Raw genomic sequence first — 16,272 nt, 5'->3', positions numbered from 1 at the left:
GTCCACCCGGTGAGACGCGCCGGAACGGTGGCAGGCTGGGCGCCGTGACGTCTCCCGGGGAACTCGAACGGACATTGCGGGCGAACCTCCGCGGGGAGGTGGACTTCGGCGCCGCCGCGCGGGCCCTGGCGACCATGGACGCCTCGAACTACCGCCGCGTCCCGGTCGGCGTGGTCGCCCCGTACGACGCCGACGACGTGGCCGCAGCCCTGCGCGTGTGCGCCGACGCCGGGGTCCCCGTCGTCCCGCGCGGCGGCGCCACCTCCATCGCCGGCCAGGCCACCGGCACGGGCGTCGTGCTCGACCTGACCCGCCACATGAACTCCCTGGTGTCGGTGGACCCGGCCGCCCGCACCGCCGTCGTCCAGCCCGGCCTGGTCCTCGACCGGCTGCGGGACGCGGTGCGCCCGTACGGACTGACCTTCGGGCCGGACCCCTCCACCCGCTCCCGCTGCACCCTCGGCGGCATGATCGGCAACAACGCGTGCGGGGCCCACTCCGTGGCCTGGGGGACCACCGCCGACAACGTCGCCGAGCTGGCCGTGACGGCGTACGGCGGCGCCTCCCACCGCCTCGGCACCGGCTGGGCCGGCGCCCCCGCCGGACTGCGGGAACTCGTCGCGGGGAACCTCGCCGTGCTCCGCACCGGGCTGTACGGCCCCTTCGGGGACTTCTCGCGGCGGATCTCCGGCTACGGCGGCCTCGACGCCCTCCTCCCCGAGCGCGGCACCGGGCTCGCCCGCGCCTTCTGCGGCAGCGAGGGCACCCTGGGGGTGGTGACGGAGGCGGTGGTGCGCCTGGTGGAACTCCCGGCCGCGCCCGTTCTGGCCGTACTCGGGTACGCCGACGAGACCGCGGCCGCCGAGGCCGCCGCGGGCCTGCTCCCGTACCGGCCGCTGACCCTGGAGGGCATGGCGCACGACCTCGTCGGGGCCGCCGCTGCCGACCTCCCCCGGGGCGGCGCCTGGCTGTTCGCGGAGCTGCCGGACGAGGGCGCGGCGCGGGCCCTGCTGCGCGGCGTCGACGCCGTGGACGCGCGGCTGGTGACGGACCCGGCCGGGCAGCGGGCGCTGTGGCGGATCCGCGAGGACGCGGCGGGCACCGCGACACGGCTGCCCGGGGGCGCGATGGCCTGGCCGGGCTGGGAGGACTGCGCGGTGCCGCCGGCCCGGCTGGGCGCGTACCTGCGGGAGTTCCGCGCCCTGCTGGCCGCGCACGGGCTGCGCGGATCCCCGTACGGGCACTTCGGCGAGGGCTGCGTCCACGTACGGATCGACTTCGACCTGGTGACCCGGGAGGGCGTGGCCCGCTACCGGGCCTTCTCCGAGGAGCTGGCCGATCTGGTCGTCGCCCACGGCGGCTCGCTGTCGGGGGAACACGGGGACGGCCAGGCGCGGGCGGAGCTGCTGCCGAGGATGTACGGGCCGGACGCCATCGCCCTCTTCGGCGCGTACAAGGACGTGTGGGACCCGGCGGGCGGCATGAACCCCGGGATGCTGGTCCGGCCGGCCCGGCTGGACGAGAACCTCCGCTTCGCGGTGCTGCCGGACACCCCCTTCGCGACGGAGGTCGCCCGGTGCGTGGGCGTCGCGAAGTGCCGCTCGACGGAGACCGGCGGTACGGCGGTCATGTGCCCGTCGTACCGGGCCACGGGGGAGGAGCGGCACTCCACGCGCGGCCGGGCCCGGCTGCTGCACGAGATGCTGGCCGGGGAGATCGTCACCGACGGCTGGCGCTCGGCGGAGGTCGCCGGGGCGCTGGACCTGTGCCTCGGCTGCAAGGGGTGCCTGAGCGACTGCCCGGTGGGCGTGGACATGGCCGCGTACAAGGCGGAGTTCCTGCACCGGCACTGGGCGGGCCGGATCCGCCCGCTCGCCCACTACACCCTGGGCGGCCTCCCGGTCTGGCTCCGCCTGATCGCCCGGCTGCGGCTCGCGGCCGTCGTCAACGCGGCCGCCCGCCGCCTCCCCCTCCCGGGCCTCACCCGCACCCGCCCCCTCCCCCCGCTCACCCGCACCCCCTTCACCCACTGGTGGCAAACCCGCCCGACGCCGCCCCCGCCCGCCCCGCGGGCCACCGGGCCCGGGAATCCGGCCTCGAGCGGTGGCGCCGGGTCCGGGAATCCAGCCTCGCCGGCGTTTGAGGCGCGGGTCCGGGCGGAGCCCGAAGGCCGCCCGCAGGGCACCGGTACCCCGGCCACGGGCCCCGCCACCCGAGCCACCGGCCCCGCCACCCGAGCCACCGGCACCGGCCCCGCCACCCGAGCCACCGGCACCGGCACCGGCCCCGGAACGCCCGTCACCCTGTGGCCCGACACCTTCACGGAGCACCTCGCCCCCGAGACCGGCCGCGCGGCCGTCCGCGTCCTGGAGGCGGCCGGGTTCGCGGTCACCGTCCCCCGGGGCCCGGTCTGCTGCGGCCTGACGTACGTCTCCACCGGCCGCCTCGACCGCGCCCGCACGGTCCTGCGCCGCACCCTGGACGCCCTCGACGCCTCGAACGGAACCGACACCACCAACGGAACCAACGCCTCCGGCAGGACCGGCGCCACCGACCACCCCGTCCTCGTCCTCGTCCTGGAACCCAGCTGCGCCGCGGCCCTGCGCACCGACCTCCCCGCCCTCCTCCCCGACGACCCCCGCGCGCACCGCCTCGCCGCGGCGGTCCGCACGTTCGCCGAGACCCTGGAGGAGTACGCCCCGGACTGGCGGCCGCCCCGGATCGACCGGCCGGTGGCCGGCCAGACCCACTGCCACCAGCACGCCGTGCTCGGCGACGCCGCCGACCGCCGGCTGCGCGAGCGGGCCGGTCTCACCGGCGAGCTCAGCGGCGGCTGCTGCGGCCTGGCGGGGAACTTCGGCTTCGAGCCCGGCCACCACGACGTGTCGGTCGCCTGCGCCGAGGAGCAGCTGCTGCCGTCCCTGCGCGGGGCTCCGGAAGCGGCTCTGATCCAGGCGGACGGCTTCTCCTGCCGCACCCAGATCGCACAGCTGGGCGGGGTCCGGGCCCGCCACCTGGCGGAACTCCTGGACGAGGCGCTCTGAAGCGGGACTCCAGCGCCGTGCGGTAAGGAAAAACCTGCCGGGACACTCCTTACCGAAACCCTTACGCTGGAGACATGACCGCCCCCTCCGAACCGGCCGCCCCCGCCGCGGCCCCCGCAGCAGCCGCCCCCCTCGCCGCAGCCCCGCAGGGCTCCGCCGCAGCCGCGCAGGCCGCCGCCGCAGCCCCTCAGGACTCCGCGGCGGCCAGGTTCGGCCCGGTCGCGCTGGTGGTCGCGGCGGGGGTCTCGGTGCAGTTCGGCGCCGCCCTCGCGGTCATGATCATGCCGAGGGCGGGTGCGGCGGGCGTGGTCACCCTGCGCCTCGCGGCCGCCGCCGTCGTGCTGCTGCTCCTGTGCCGGCCCAGGGTGCGCGGCTACTCCCGCGCCGACTGGGGCACGGTGCTCGCCTTCGGCGTCACCATGGCCGGCATGAACGGCCTCTTCTACCAGGCCGTGGACCGCATCCCGCTCGGTCCGGCCGTCACCCTGGAGGTCCTCGGCCCGCTCGCCCTCTCGGTGATCGTCTCCCGGCGCCTGGTGAACCTGCTGTGGGCGGGCCTCGCCCTCGGCGGCGTGGTCCTGCTGTCCGGCCACGGCGGCGGGGGCTCCGGCTTCGGTTCCCTCGACCCGGCGGGCGCCGCCTTCGCGCTCGGGGCGGGCGTGATGTGGGCGGCGTACATCGTCTTCAGCGCGCGCACCGGCCGCCGCTTCCCGCAGGCCGACGGTCTGGCGCTGGCGATGGCCGTGGCCGCGCTGCTGTCGCTCCCGCTGGGCGTCTTCGAGGCCGGGTCCGCGCTGCTGGTCCCGAGCACCCTCGCGCTTGGCATCGGGGTGGCCGTGCTGTCCTCCGTCCTGCCGTACACCCTGGAACTGCTCGCCCTGCGGCGGCTCCCGGCCTCCACCTTCGCGATCCTGATGAGCCTGGAACCGGCCATCGCCGCCACCGCCGGCTTCCTCGTGCTGCACCAGGCCCTGTCCGCCGTGGACGCCCTGGCCATCGCCCTCGTGATCGCGGCCAGCATGGGCGCGGTCCGCTCCCAGACCCGCAAGCGGACCCCGGGGCGGACCCCGTGAAGGACCCCCGCGTCGACGCCTACCTCGCCGGGGTCCCGGAGGCCCGCCGGGCGGCCCTGACCCGGCTGCGCGAGCTGTGCGCGGCGGAGCTGACGGGCTTCGAGGAGCAGATCGCGTACGGGATGCCGGTGTACGTCCGGCCGGGCGCGGAGGAGGGGGAGATCGCCTGGGCGAACCAGAAGCAGTACATCTCCTTCTACCTGCTGCGCACGGACGTCCGCGACGCCTTCGCGGACCGGCTGGCCGGCCACGACATGGGCAAGGCCTGCCTGCGCTTCCGCAACCCCGCCAAGGTCGACTTCGACCTCGTACGGGACCTCCTGCGGGCCACGGCCGAGGCGCCGCCGGGACCGGTCTGCTGACAGCGGCGACAGGCCTGCCTCCCCGCGCGCCGCCCTTACGCGTACCGGGCCGCCATCGCCGCCACCGTGGACCTGACGCGGTCCCGCAGGGCCGTCGGGAAGAGGACCTCCGCGTCCGCGCCCAGCGACAGGAACTGGCCCTCGGCCCGCGCCTCGGACTCGATCGGCAGGGTCGCGCGCGTCCACCCGGGGAGCTCCGGGTCGGGCTCGCCCGTGGCCGCCAGCGCCCGGGCCTGGACCCCCGTCAGCCGGGCTGCCCCGCGCGCGGAGAGGCGTACGACGGCCTCCTCCGGGTGGAGCCGCGCGTGGAAGTCGGCCTGGGCGCGCTGCCAGTGCGCGGCCAGGTCGAAGCCCTCCGGCAGCTCCGACTCCCCGGCCGTCTCGGTGACCCGCAGGATCTGGTCCACCCGGTACGTCCGCGCCTCCCGCGCTCCCTCGGCCTCCCGCGCCCCTTCCGGGTCGTGCGTCCCGTCCGGCTCCCGCGTCCCCTCCGGGCCCGGCGTCCCGGCCGGCGCCGCCACCAGGTACCAGCGGCCGGCCTTGAGGACCAGCCCGTACGGGGCCAGCCGCCGTTGCACCTCCTGCGGGGCCCGCCACCGCCGGTAGCGGACGTCGATCACCCGGCCCCGCCACACCGCGTCGGCGACCTGGGCCAGGTACGGGGTCTCCTCGTGCTCCGCGTACCACCCGGGCGCGTCCAGGTGGAACCGCAGCCGCATCCGGTCCGCCTGGGCGCGCAGCTCCGGCGGCAGGGCCGCCCGCAGTTTCAGCTGGGCCGCCGACAGGGCCCGGCCGAGGCCCAGCTGCGCCGCCGGGCCCGGCATCCCGGTCAGGAACAGCGCCTCCGCCTCGCCCGCGTGGAGGCCGGTCAGCCGGGTGCGGTAGCCGGCGAGCAGCTGGTAGCCGCCGCTGTGGCCGGCGTCCCCGTACAGCGGTACGCCCGCCGCGCTCAGGGCCTCCGCGTCGCGGTAGACGGTGCGTACGGACACCTCGAGCTCCCGCGCCAGCTCGGCGGCGGTCATCCGGCCGCGCGTCTGGAGCAGCAGCAGGATCGACAGCAGTCGGCTGGACTTCATCGGCGCTCCACTGACACAGGATGTCAGGGGAGCGCTCCTACGGTTCCCCCGTATCGCAACGGATCCAAGGGAGCACACCGCATGGACGACTTCGACTTCCTCGTCGGCAGCTGGGACGTCGCCAACCGCCGGCGCGTCGACTTCCTCGACGCGGACAGCCCGTGGGAGGAGTTCCCGGCGGTGTCGCGCATCTCCCGGCACTTCGGCGGCGGCGCGAGCTTCGACGAGATCGACTTTCCGACGAAGGGCGCCGGCGGTCTGACGCTGCGGCTCTTCGACCGCGAGCGGGAGGAGTGGTCGCTGTACTGGGCGAGCGGGCGCACCGGTACCCTCTTCCCGCCCGTCGTCGGCCGGTTCGACGGCGACCGCGGGGTCTTCGAGGGGGAGGACACGCACGACGGGAAGGACGTCCGCGTGCGGTACGTGTGGTCGGGCACCTCGGGCACTTCGGGGGCCGCGCCGCGCTGGGAGCAGGCCTTCTCCCTCGACGGGGGCGCGACCTGGCTGGACAACTGGACGATGGACTTCACGCGCCGCCCGTAGAGGGCCCGGAGAGGGGATCGGACAGGGGCCCGAAGAGGGCCCCGTAGCGGCCCGCCCGCTCCGCCGGCACGGGGGTCCGGCGGGGCGGGCGGGCTCGGGGCTAGGGGCTAGGGGCTCGAGGACTTGACGGGTCAGGGACCCAGCGGCTCAAGGGCCGGGGGCACTCAGCCGAGCGGCAGGTCCACGTACGACGGCGTCGTCTCCGGGGAGGTGAAGGACAGCGTCGCGCGCGGCAGGTTGGCGTCCCCGTAGAAGGGGTCGCGGGCGTCGATCACCAGCATCAGCCGGTGCCCGGGCGGGACGTCGTACGCCGTCGCCTGGAGGTCGATGTCCGCGCTGATCAGGCTGTCGGGAGCCGAGTCCAGGTCGGTGTACGGGGCGTGCGTGACGATGTGGGCCGTGCCGTCGGGCGCCAGGTCGAGCAGGTACGCGACGAAGGTGGAACTCGGATTCGCCGCCCGGTAGGTGACGCGCAGCCTCGGCGTGCCGCGCAGCCGGGTGGTCTCCTCGGCCGGGGCCGATGCCCACACCGCGGCGACGGTGCGGTCGATGTCGGCCGTCGGGTAGACCTTCGGGCAGCCGGCGATCTCGGCGTACCCGGCGGTGACGACCGCGTCGGCGACGGTGGCCGGGGTGTCGACCCCGCACAGGACGCCCGCCGTCCAGCCGGCCTCCGGCTCCTCGGTGAGTTCCCCGCCGCCCGCCAGGTGCAGCCGGTGAACCCGCTCGGTGAGGGAGTGCCAGGTGGGGCGCGGTTCGAGGGTCTTGTTCCACATGACCTCGCTGAGCACCTGGCCCTCGTCGGCGATGCCGTTGTCGATGCCGCGGAGGTGGTGGTCGAACCAGCGGTGGGCGTCCGTCCAGATCCGGTTGGGCAGGCCGAGCATGCCCGTCATCTCGGGGCCGGAGTGGTCCCCGATGGAGAGGGCGAGGCGCTTGGGGCCGGTCAGCTCGTTGAACATCTTCAGCGTCTGGTTGGCCGGGAAGAGGGTCTCGTGCCAGGCGTGCGCGAAGTAGACGGGCACCTGGCGGCGGTTGAGTTCCTTGATGTGGCTGAACGGCGAGCGGATCTCCGCCCATTGGAGGGTGCCCAGGATGTCGCGGTCGCCGAGGACGTTGTCGAAGACGCTCTGCGTCTGCGGGCTCAGCCGCGCCTTCGCCGCCGCGCCGAGCAGGGCCCGTACGGCCGCGACGTGCCGGGTGGAGTTCTCGTAGAACGCCTCCCCGAGGTCGCCCCAGCTGCTGAGCGCGACCACGGCGTCGACGCGGGTGTCGTGCGCGGCGACGAGCTGGCTGATGCCGGAGCCGTACGAGTCCCCGAGGAAGCCGATCTTCGTCACCGGTCCGGAGGCCCGCTCGATGAGGTGGTCCAGGGCCCGGCTGCCGTCGGCGACGTCGAGCGGGCCCGCCACGTCGACCTGGCCCTCGGAGGCGGCGAAGCCGCGGGTGGTGTAGGCGAGGACGTCGTAGCCGCGGGCCGCGAAGAGGGTGGCCTGGACGGCGTACGTGAGCCAGCCCAGGTCGGTCCAGGGCGACGGCATCACGATCACGGGCCGGGGTCCGGCCCCGGTGTGGCGCCAGAGCGCGGCGTCGAGCCGGTCCCCGTCGGCGCCGGTCACCTTGCCGCGGGTGAAGACGGCCACGGAGCGGGCCTCGGCGATCTCGGCCGCGCGGGCGGGGGCCAGGCCGGTGAGGTCGCCGCTCTCCAGGGCGGTGACGAAGGCGCCGAGGGCGGTCGCGTCGAGTTCGGGATAGAGGGAGGACGGGGCGGGAGCGTCGGAGGAGGCGGAGGAGTCGGGGCGGGAGGAGGCGGCTGGAGTCACGTCGGTTCATCCTCTTCGTCGAGTTTCGTCGAGTTCGTCGAGTGACATGAACGTGGTGTGCTCGCCCGGGCCCGGAGCGGAACGTCCAGTATCGACGGGACATCCGGTGACGTATCGCGAGTTTCCCGCTTACGGCCTGAATTGCCCCCGCGTCCCCGTCGGACGCCGCCGCCCGGGACCTGCACGCGCCGTGCGACACGCCAAGTCCGCTTCTTGGCCCCCGGGTTGGGGTCCGTGGCTGGGAACGTGCCGCCTCGTGCCGCCTCTCCATAAAATCATGCAAGCGTGCTTGATTGTTTTAACGGAGGCTGCCAGTCTTCCCCTCACGCCGAGAGGGGAGCGCACCGTGCCCGATCCGTCCGCCGTCGCCGTCTTCACCGATCTCTCCGAGGAGAGCCGCGAACTGGACTCTCTGGTAGGCCAGTTGCCCACAGCCGACTGGTCCCGTCCCACCCCCGCGCCCGGCTGGAGCGTCGCCCACCAGATCGCCCACCTGCACTGGACCGACCGGGCGGCCCTGCTCTCCCTCACCGACGCCGACGGCTTCGCCGGGATGGTCGAGGCGGCTCTGAAGGCTCCCGACTCCTTCGTCGACGACGGCGCGGAGGAGGGCGCGGGACTGCCGCCCGCCGAACTGCTCGCCCGCTGGCGGGCCGGGCGCACCGCCCTCGGCGCGGCACTGGCCGCGGCCTCGCCCGACACCCGCTTCCCCTGGTACGGGCCGCCGATGAAGGCCGCCTCGATGGCGAGCGCCCGGCTGATGGAGACCTGGGCACACGGCCAGGACGTGGCCGACGCCCTCGGGGTCCGCCGGACCCCGACGGGCCGGCTGCGGCACGTGGCCCGGATCGGCGTACGGGCCCGCGACTACGCCTACGCGGTACGCGGACTGCCCGCGCCCGCCGGGGAGTTCCGGGTGGAGCTGACGGCGCCGGGCGCCGGGGGTGCCCCGGGTGGGGCGGGCGCTCCGGGTGCTCCGGGCGCGGAAGGCCTGTGGACGTACGGCCCGGCCGACGCCCCGCAGCGGATCACCGGCCCGGCGCTCGACTTCTGCCTGCTCGTCACCCAGCGCGCCCACCGCGCCGACCTGGCCCTGACGGCCACCGGTCCCGACGCTGACCGCTGGCTGGACATCGCGCAGGCCTTCGCGGGCCCGGCGGGCCCCGGCCGCGCACCGCGGGCCGCCGGGTGACGCGCCGGCCGCTGCGGATCGGCAACGCCTCGGGCTTCTACGGAGACCGGGCCGGCGCCGTGCGCGAGATGCTGACCGGCGGCCCGCTGGACGTGCTGACCGGGGACTACCTCGCCGAGCTGACGATGCTGATCCTCGGCCGCGACCGCCTGAAGAACCCGGACCTCGGCTACGCCAAGACGTTCCTGCGCCAGCTGGAGGAGTGCCTCGGGCTCGCGCGGGAGCGGGGGGTGCGGATCGTCGCGAACGCGGGCGGCCTCAACCCGGCCGGGCTGGCCGACGCCGTACGGGAACTCGCGGCGAAGGCGGGCGTACCCGTCTCGGTCGCGCACGTCGAGGGCGACGACCTGATGCCGTACCAGGAGGGCGCGCTGACGGCGAACGCCTACCTCGGCGGCGCCGGGATCACGGCCTGCCTGCGGGCCGGGGCCGACGTGGTCGTCACCGGCCGGGTCACGGACGCGGCCCTGGTCAGCGGCTCGGCGGCCTGGTGGTTCGACTGGGCGCCGGACGCGTACGACCGGCTGGCGGGGGCGGTGGTCGCGGGCCACGTGCTGGAGTGCGGCACCCAGGCCACCGGCGGGAACTACTCCTTCTTCGCGCGCCACGACGTCCGCCACCCCGGCTTCCCGCTGGCGGAGGTCGCCGAGGACGGCTCCTCGGTCATCACCAAGCACCCGGGCACGGGCGGCGCCGTCACCACCGGCACGGTCACGGCCCAGCTCCTCTACGAAACCCAGGGCGTCCGCTACCTGGGCCCCGACGTCACCGCGCGGCTCGACACGGTCCGGCTGACCGGGGACGGCCCCGACCGGGTCCGCGTCTCGGGTGTCCTCGGCGAGCCGCCGCCCACCACCCTCAAGGTGGGCGTGACCCGCATCGGCGGCTGGCGCAACGAGGTGGTGTTCGTCCTGACCGGCCTCGACATCGGGGAGAAGGCGGCCCTGGTCCGCTCCCAGCTCGCCGCATCCCTGGCCGGGGTGGCATCGGCGCGGTGGACCCTGTCCCGGACGGACCACGAGGACGCCCCGACGGAGGAGACCGCCAGCGCCCTGCTGAGGCTGGTGGTCCGCGACCCGTCCCCGGACCGGGTCGGCCGCGCCCTGACCTCGGCGGCGATCGAACTGGCCCTCGCCAGCTACCCGGGCTTCCACGTGACGGCCCCGCCGGGCCCGGCCCAGCCGTACGGGGTCTTCACCTCGGCCCACGTCCCGGCCGACACGGTCCCCCACACCGCGATCCTCCCCAACGGCACCCGCCTCCCGATCCCCCCTCCGCCCCCATCCACACCAACACCGCTCACCCCCCCTCCACCGCCCCCGGCCGCACTTCCAGCCCCGGCGGCGGACTTCACCGCAGCGGCGGCCGTACCGGCGCTGCTTGCCACCCCCAGACCAGCGTCGGCGGTGAGCGCCGCACTTCCAGCCCCGCCGGCGTTTGAGGCGCGGGGGCCGGGGGGCGGAGCCCCCGAAGGGGTCCGGGGCGGAGCCCCGGTTTCGGGAAGGGGCGGGGTGGGGGAAAGCCCCGCAGGGCCACACCAGCCCCCGCAACGGGACCCGGACCAAGGCCAGGGCGGCCAAGGCCATGGCCGGCCCACCACCCGCGCCCCCCTGGGGGCACTGGCCGGGGCCCGCAGCGGCGACAAGGGCGGCGACGCCAACGTCGGCGTATGGGTCGAGTCGGCCCCCGCCTGGGACTGGCTGCGCGGCACCCTGACGGTGGACGCCTTCCGGGCGCTGCTCCCCGAGACCCGGGACCTCCCCGTCACCCGGCACGAACTGCCGCACCTGCGCGCCCTGAACTTCACCGTCACCGGCATCCTCGGAGACGGCGTGGCCTCCGGCCACCGCTTCGACCCGCAGGCCAAAGCCCTCGGCGAATGGCTCCGCGCCCGCCACCTCGACATCCCGACCCACCTCCTCCCGGCACCCACCGAGCCCCCGGCGCCGACCGGCCTCCCGGCCGGAACCGAGCCCCCGGCCGGAACCGAACCCCCGGCCGGAACCGACCTCCCGGGCGGGACCGAGCCGCCGGGCGGAACCGCACCCCCGGCCGGGACCGAGCCCCCGGCCGGGACCGAGCCCCCGGCCGGAACCGAGCCCCCGACCGGAACCGCACCCCCGGCCGGGACCACGCCCACGCCCCCGCCGCCCGCCCAGGGCCCCGCCCCCGACCCGGAGGTCGGAACATGACCCGCCTCGGCACCACCGTCGACCCGCACACCCCCGAGCACGCCCAGGCCCGTACCGCCGCCCTCGAACGCCTCGCCGCACTCGACGCCGAGCACGCCAAGGCCCTCCAGGGCGGCGGCGAGAAGTACACGGCCCGTCACAAGACCCGCGGCAAGCTCCTGGCCCGCGAGCGCGTCGAGCTGCTCCTCGACCCGGACACCCCGTTCCTGGAGCTGTCCCCGCTGGCAGCCTGGGGCAGCGACTACCCGGTCGGCGCCTCGATGGTCACCGGCATCGGCACCGTCGAGGGCGTCGAGTGCCTGGTCACGGCCAACGACCCCACCGTCCGCGGCGGCGCCAGCAACCCCTGGACCCTGAAGAAGGCCCTGCGGGCCAACGAGATCGCCCGGCAGAACCGGCTGCCCTGCATCAGTCTCGTGGAGTCCGGCGGCGCCGATCTGCCCTCCCAGAAGGAGATCTTCATCCCGGGCGGGGCGATCTTCCGCGACATCACCCGGCTCTCCGCCGACGGCATCCCCACCATCGCCGTCGTCTTCGGCAACTCCACCGCCGGAGGCGCGTACATCCCCGGCATGTCCGACCACACCGTCATGATCAAGGACCGCTCGAAGGTGTTCCTCGGCGGTCCGCCGCTGGTCAAGATGGCCACCGGCGAGGAGAGCGACGACGAGTCCCTCGGCGGAGCCGACATGCACGCCCGCACCTCCGGACTCGCCGACCACTACGCCCTCGACGAGCACGACGCCATCCGCCAGGCCCGCCGCATCGTCGCCCGCCTCAACCACCGCAAGCCGTACGCGGACCCGCCCACGGCCCAGGATCCGCTCCACGACCCCGAAGAACTCCTCGGCATCGTCCCGCCCGACCTCAAGACCCCCTTCGACCCCCGCGAGGTCATCGCCCGCATCGTCGACGCCTCGGACTTCGACGAGTTCAAGCCCCTCTACGGGACCAGCCTGGTCACCGGCTGGGCCACCCTCCACGGCTATCCGGTCGGCATCCTCGCCAATGCCCAGGGCGTGCTGTTCAGCGCGGAGTCCCAGAAGGCGGCCCAGTTCATCCAGCTGGCGAACCAGCGCGACATCCCCCTCCTCTTCCTCCACAACACCACCGGCTACATGGTCGGCAAGGAGTACGAGCAGGGCGGCATCGTCAAGCACGGCTCGATGATGATCAACGCGGTCTCCAACTCCCGCGTCCCGCACCTCTCCGTCCTGATCGGCGCGAGCTACGGCGCCGGCCACTACGGCATGTGCGGCCGCGCCTACGAGCCCCGCTTCCTCTTCGCCTGGCCCAGCGCCAAGTCCGCTGTCATGGGCCCCCAGCAGCTCGCCGGGGTGCTGTCCATCGTGTCCCGGCAGTCCGCCGCCGCCAAGGGACAGCCGTACGACGAGGAGGCCGACGCCGGGATGCGCGCCTTCGTGGAGGCGCAGATCGAGGCGGAGTCCCTGCCGATGTTCCTGTCCGGGCGGCTGTACGACGACGGGGTCATCGACCCGCGCGACACCCGCACCATCCTCGGCCTGTGCCTGTCGGCCGTCCACAACGCCCCCGTCGAGGGCGCCCGCGGCGGCTTCGGCATCTTCCGGATGTGAGCGCCCCCATGACCGACAAGCCCATGAGCGACAAGCCCCTCGACTCCGGCACACCCCTCAACCCCCTCAACCCCCTCAACCCCCGCAAGCCCCTCACCTCCCTCCTCGTCGCCAACCGGGGCGAGATCGCCGTACGCGTCTTCCGCACCGCGCGCGCTCTCGGCCTCGCCACCGTCGCCGTCCACTCCGACCCCGACGAAGACGCCCTGCACGTCCGCGAGGCCGACGCGGCCGTCCGCCTGCCCGGCGCGGCCCCCGCGGACACCTACCTGCGCGGCGACCTCGTCATCAAGGCGGCCCTGGCCGCCGGGGCGGACGCCGTCCACCCCGGCTACGGCTTCCTCTCCGAGAACGCCGGCTTCGCCCGCGAGGTGCGGGCCGCCGGACTGACCTGGGTCGGGCCGCCCCCCGCCGCCATCGAGGCGATGGCCTCCAAGACCCGGGCCAAGGAGCTGATGCGCGCCGCCGGAGTCCCGCTCCTGGACCCCGTCGACCCGGACGCCGCCACCCCAGCGGACCTGCCCCTCCTGCTCAAGGCCGCGGCCGGCGGCGGAGGCCGCGGCATGCGCGTGGTCCGCGCCTTGGAGGAGCTGCCGGAATCCCTCGCGGGCGCCCGCGCCGAAGCCGCCTCCGCCTTCGGCGACGCGGAGGTCTTCGCCGAGCCGTACGTCGAGCGGGGCCGCCACGTCGAGGTGCAGGTCCTCGCCGACGCGCACGGCACCGTCTGGGCGCTCGGCACCCGCGACTGCTCCCTCCAGCGCCGCCACCAGAAGGTCATCGAGGAGGCGCCCGCGCCCGGCCTGCCCGAGCCGCTGCGCGCCACCCTCCACGAGGCGGCCGTCGCCGCCGCCCGGGCCGTCTCCTACGAGGGCGCGGGAACCGTCGAGTTCCTCGTCACCGCCGACGGGCGGCCGTACTTCCTGGAGATGAACACCCGCCTCCAGGTCGAGCACCCCGTCACCGAGGCCGTGTTCGGCCTCGACCTCGTCGCCCTCCAGCTGCGGATCGCCGAAGGCGCCGCCCTGCCCCTGACCCCGCCCGAGCCCGACGGCCACGCGGTCGAGGCCCGCCTGTACGCCGAGGACCCGGCCCGGGACTGGCGGCCGCAGACCGGCGTCCTGCACACCCTCGCCGTCCCCGGAGCCGTCCGCGTGGACACCGGCTTCACCGACGGCGACACCGTCTCCGTCCACTACGACCCGATGCTCGCCAAGGTCGTCGCCCACGCCCCCACCCGTGCCGAGGCAGTCCGCACCCTCGCCCACGCGCTCGCCGCCGCCCGGATCCACGGGCTGACCACCAACCGCGAGCTCCTCGTACGCTCCCTGCGCCACCCGGAGTTCACCGCGGGGCAGCTCGACACCGGCTTCTACGAGCGCCACCTCTCCGCCCTCACCGAGGAGGCCCCGGACGTCTCCCTGGCCGCCCTGGCCGCGGCCCTCGCGGAGGCCGCACCGGCCCCGGACGCCCCGCTCGCCCGCCGCCTCGGCGGCTGGCGCAACGTCCGCTCCCAGCCCCAGACCCGCCGCTACACCGCGTCCGGCACCGAGCACGAGGTCCAGTACCAGCCGGTGAACCACCCCGGCGTCCGGGTCCTGGCCGCCGAGCGGGACCTCGTCACCCTCGAAGTCGAGGGGATCCGACGCCTGTTCCACGTGAAACAGAATTCGAACACGTCCGAGGTCCACGTCGACTCCGCCCTCGGCTCCCACACCCTCACCCCCGTCCCCCGGTTCGCGGACCCCCAGGACCGCACCGAACCGGGCTCCCTGCTCGCCCCCATGCCCGGCACCGTCGTCCGCGTCGCCGAGGGCCTGGCCCCCGGCAGCCCCGTCACCGCCGGGCAGCCCCTGCTCTGGCTGGAGGCGATGAAGATGGAACACCGCATCCTCGCGCCCGCCTCCGGCACGCTCACCGCGCTCCACGCCGCCACCGGCCAACAGGTCGAGTTCGGCGCCCTGCTCGCCGTAGTCCAGGAGGAACCGCAAGCATGAGCTCCGTCATAGAGACCCAGGAACACCGGGACCTGCGCACCGCGGTCGCCGCCCTCGGCCGCAAGTACGGCCGCGAATACCTCGCCCGCGTCGCCCGCGAGGGCGGCCACCCGGACGAGCTGTGGGCGGACGCCGCCAAACTCGGCTACCTCGGGGTCAACCTCCCCGAGGAGTACGGCGGCGGAGGCGGCGGCATCGCCGAACTCTCCATCGTCCTGGAGGAACTCGGCGCCGCCGGCTGTCCGCTCCTGATGATGGTGGTCTCGCCCGCCATCTGCGGCACGGTCATCTCCCGGTTCGGCACGGAGGCCCAGAAGCGCGCCTGGCTCCCCGGCCTCGCCGACGGCACCCGCACCATGGCCTTCGGCATCACCGAACCGGACGCCGGCTCCAACTCCCACCGCATCACCACCACGGCCCGCCGCGACGGCGACACGTGGGTCCTCACCGGCCGCAAGGTCTTCATCTCTGGCGTGGACATCGCCGACGCCACCCTCATCGTCGGCCGTACCGAGGACGCGCGCAGCGGCCGCCTCAAGCCCTGCCTGTTCATCGTCCCCCGGGACACCCCCGGCTTCTCCCGCTCCCTCATCGAGATGGAGCTCCAAGCCGCCGAGAAGCAGTGGGAACTCACCCTGGACGACGTCCGTCTGCCCGCCGACGCCCTTGTCGGCGACGAGGACGCCGGTCTCCTCCAGCTCTTCGCCGGCCTCAATCCCGAGCGCGTCATGACCGCCGCGTTCGCGATCGGCATGGGCCGCTACGCCCTCGCCAAGGCCGTCGACTACGCGAAGACCCGCCAGGTCTGGAAGGAGCCGATCGGCGCCCACCAGGCCGTCGCCCACCCCCTCGCGGCGTCCCACATCGAACTGGAACTGGCCCGGCTGATGATGCAGAAGGCCGCCGCGCTGTACGACGCCGGAGACGACATGGGCGCGGGCGAGGCCGCGAACATGGCCAAGTACGCGGCCGCCGAAGCCTGCGTCCGGGCCGTGGACCAGTCCGTCCACACCCTCGGCGGCAACGGCCTCACCCGCGAGTACGGCCTCGCCTCGCTCATCACCGCCTCCCGCGTGGCCCGGATCGCCCCCGTCAGCCGGGAGATGATCCTCAACTTCGTCTCCCACCAGACCCTGGGCCTCCCCAAGTCCTACTGACCCCGCCCGGGCGGCGAGCCTCACTAACCCGGGGCCCCGCCCCGGACCCCGCGCCTCAATCGCCGGCGAGGCTGGAGATGCCCGCCCCTGAGCCCCCACGTGCCGCATGGGGACGGGAACGAGCCCACCCCGGCACCGCCCCCCCCGAGCTGCCGCCAGGCACCCGGCACCGCCCACCCCGCACCCCCAGCCGCCGCCAGGCACCCGGCGCCCCGCATACC

At 75.0% G+C, this 16,272-nt stretch carries 11 protein-coding genes; 9 read left to right on the top strand and 2 right to left on the bottom strand.

Translation table 11 applies throughout. The features are described 5' to 3' along the window. The first annotated feature begins 134 nt into the window (after positions 1-134). From OTB16_RS36435 to OTB16_RS36425, 3 genes are all read left to right on the top strand, one after another. Positions 135-3,044, top strand: coding sequence for an FAD-binding and (Fe-S)-binding domain-containing protein (locus OTB16_RS36435; RefSeq protein WP_267726887.1), 2,910 nt, complete (start codon positions 135-137; stop codon positions 3,042-3,044). Between the two features lie 74 nt (positions 3,045-3,118). Next, positions 3,119-4,117: an EamA family transporter gene (locus OTB16_RS36430; protein WP_267726847.1), complete on the top strand. Its 999-nt coding sequence runs from the start codon at positions 3,119-3,121 to the stop codon at positions 4,115-4,117. Then, entirely contained in the window at positions 4,114-4,479 is a 366-nt protein-coding gene (locus OTB16_RS36425) for a DUF1801 domain-containing protein (protein WP_267726845.1), read from the top strand. Before OTB16_RS36430 ends, OTB16_RS36425 begins: the two co-directional genes overlap by 4 nt. A 35-nt stretch (positions 4,480-4,514) precedes the next feature. On the opposite strand, the gene OTB16_RS36420 is transcribed toward OTB16_RS36425, so the two are convergent. Continuing rightward, positions 4,515-5,555, bottom strand: a complete 1,041-nt coding sequence (locus OTB16_RS36420) for a helix-turn-helix transcriptional regulator (protein WP_267726843.1) — start codon at positions 5,553-5,555, stop codon at positions 4,515-4,517. An 81-nt stretch (positions 5,556-5,636) separates the two neighbouring features. On the opposite strand from OTB16_RS36420, the gene OTB16_RS36415 reads away from it, so the two are divergent. Further along, positions 5,637-6,098, top strand: coding sequence for a hypothetical protein (locus OTB16_RS36415; RefSeq protein WP_267726841.1), 462 nt, complete (start codon positions 5,637-5,639; stop codon positions 6,096-6,098). 164 nt (positions 6,099-6,262) lie between these two features. Here the strand turns inward: OTB16_RS36415 and OTB16_RS36410 are convergent, their stop codons facing one another. Beyond that, positions 6,263-7,921, bottom strand: a complete 1,659-nt coding sequence (locus OTB16_RS36410) for a CocE/NonD family hydrolase (RefSeq protein ID WP_267726839.1) — start codon at positions 7,919-7,921, stop codon at positions 6,263-6,265. 346 nt (positions 7,922-8,267) lie between these two features. Between OTB16_RS36410 and OTB16_RS36405 the strand changes: the two genes are divergently transcribed. The 5 genes from OTB16_RS36405 to OTB16_RS36385 are packed head-to-tail and all read left to right on the top strand — an operon-like array spanning position 8,268 to position 16,051. Continuing rightward, entirely contained in the window at positions 8,268-9,113 is an 846-nt protein-coding gene (locus tag OTB16_RS36405) for a TIGR03084 family metal-binding protein (protein WP_267726837.1), read from the top strand. Further along, positions 9,110-11,305, top strand: a complete 2,196-nt coding sequence (locus tag OTB16_RS36400) for an acyclic terpene utilization AtuA family protein (protein WP_267726835.1) — start codon at positions 9,110-9,112, stop codon at positions 11,303-11,305. The genes OTB16_RS36405 and OTB16_RS36400 overlap by 4 nt, the downstream gene beginning before the upstream one ends. Further along, positions 11,302-12,900, top strand: coding sequence for an acyl-CoA carboxylase subunit beta (locus OTB16_RS36395; RefSeq protein WP_267726834.1), 1,599 nt, complete (start codon positions 11,302-11,304; stop codon positions 12,898-12,900). Before OTB16_RS36400 ends, OTB16_RS36395 begins: the two co-directional genes overlap by 4 nt. An 8-nt stretch (positions 12,901-12,908) precedes the next feature. Continuing rightward, positions 12,909-14,894 carry an acetyl/propionyl/methylcrotonyl-CoA carboxylase subunit alpha gene (locus tag OTB16_RS36390; protein ID WP_324290931.1) on the top strand — a complete coding sequence of 662 codons (1,986 nt, stop codon included), beginning with the start codon at positions 12,909-12,911 and terminating at the stop codon, positions 14,892-14,894. Then, complete coding sequence (locus tag OTB16_RS36385; protein ID WP_267726832.1) at positions 14,891-16,051, top strand: acyl-CoA dehydrogenase family protein; 1,161 nt, start codon at positions 14,891-14,893, stop codon at positions 16,049-16,051. Before OTB16_RS36390 ends, OTB16_RS36385 begins: the two co-directional genes overlap by 4 nt. Positions 16,052-16,272 lie beyond the last annotated feature (221 nt).

The sequence above is a fragment of the Streptomyces antarcticus genome, assembly GCF_026627255.1.
GTDB lineage: Bacteria > Actinomycetota > Actinomycetes > Streptomycetales > Streptomycetaceae > Streptomyces > Streptomyces antarcticus.
This window is presented reverse-complemented; position numbering and strand designations above follow the sequence as displayed.

Bases quoted from the DNA above. Each gene is read 5' to 3' on its own strand.
- OTB16_RS36415 (WP_267726841.1), top strand. From the start codon at position 5,637: ATGGACGACTTCGACTTCCTCGTCGGCAGCTGGGACGTCGCCAACCGC.
- OTB16_RS36430 (WP_267726847.1), top strand. From the start codon at position 3,119: ATGACCGCCCCCTCCGAACCGGCCGCCCCCGCCGCGGCCCCCGCAGCA.
- OTB16_RS36420 (WP_267726843.1), bottom strand. From the start codon at position 5,555: ATGAAGTCCAGCCGACTGCTGTCGATCCTGCTGCTGCTCCAGACGCGC.
- OTB16_RS36390 (WP_324290931.1), top strand. From the start codon at position 12,909: ATGACCGACAAGCCCATGAGCGACAAGCCCCTCGACTCCGGCACACCC.
- OTB16_RS36395 (WP_267726834.1), top strand. From the start codon at position 11,302: ATGACCCGCCTCGGCACCACCGTCGACCCGCACACCCCCGAGCACGCC.
- OTB16_RS36385 (WP_267726832.1), top strand. From the start codon at position 14,891: ATGAGCTCCGTCATAGAGACCCAGGAACACCGGGACCTGCGCACCGCG.
- OTB16_RS36435 (WP_267726887.1), top strand. From the start codon at position 135: ATGGACGCCTCGAACTACCGCCGCGTCCCGGTCGGCGTGGTCGCCCCG.